The following is a 666-nucleotide window of genomic DNA, read 5'->3' on the forward strand; positions in this document are numbered from 1 at the left end:
CTCATTACACCTTCAAGATGGCGGTGCATGTTGCCCGGGCGATTGTGGACAGCCGTTCAAAAAATAGGCACGATGCCTTCCGTACAGCATGACCCGTTCGCGCTTGGCATGGCAACGTCTTTCAAGCGGGCGGTCCCGGCGCCAGACGCCGGTGGCATGTGTCTTGCTTCTTGAATCTTTGGTGTCGAGCCTGGCGCGTGGCGCGCCGGAGCAAACAGAGGGTGGTGTCGATGTACGGAAAACAGAAGATCTCGGTGGCGGTTGTGGCCCTGCTTGCAGCCAGCACGCTGGGTGCGGCTGCGAATGAGAAAGTCACCTTCGGCACCAACTGGTTGGCCGAGCCGGAACATGGCGGATATTACCAGTCCGTGGCGGACGGCACCTACGCCGCCTGCGGCCTCGACGTCACCATCATGCAGGGCGGTCCGCAAGTCAGCGGCCGGCCGATGCTGCTGGCCGGCAAGATCGATTTCTACATGGGCGGCAATCTGCTGTCGGCCTTCGATGCGGTCCAGCAAGGCATACCGATGCGCGTGGTGGCGGCGGATTTCCAGAAGGACCCGCAGGTCATCATGTCCCACCCCGGCGAGGGGCTCGACAAATGGGAGGACCTGAAGAACGCCGACCAGTACATATTGGGCGACGAGGGCGTGCAGACCTTCTTCC

General features: G+C 61.9%; 1 protein-coding gene. It reads left to right on the top strand.

Annotation, left to right across the window (positions count from 1 at the left end):
- Window positions 1-230: 230 nt before the first annotated feature.
- The coding region (locus tag EN991_RS38695) for an ABC transporter substrate-binding protein (RefSeq protein WP_164769785.1) at window positions 231-666 on the top strand (436 nt) is incomplete at its 3' end.

The organism is Mesorhizobium sp. M7A.F.Ca.US.005.03.2.1 (assembly GCF_003997795.1).
GTDB classification, from domain to species: Bacteria; Pseudomonadota; Alphaproteobacteria; order Rhizobiales; family Rhizobiaceae; genus Mesorhizobium; species Mesorhizobium ciceri.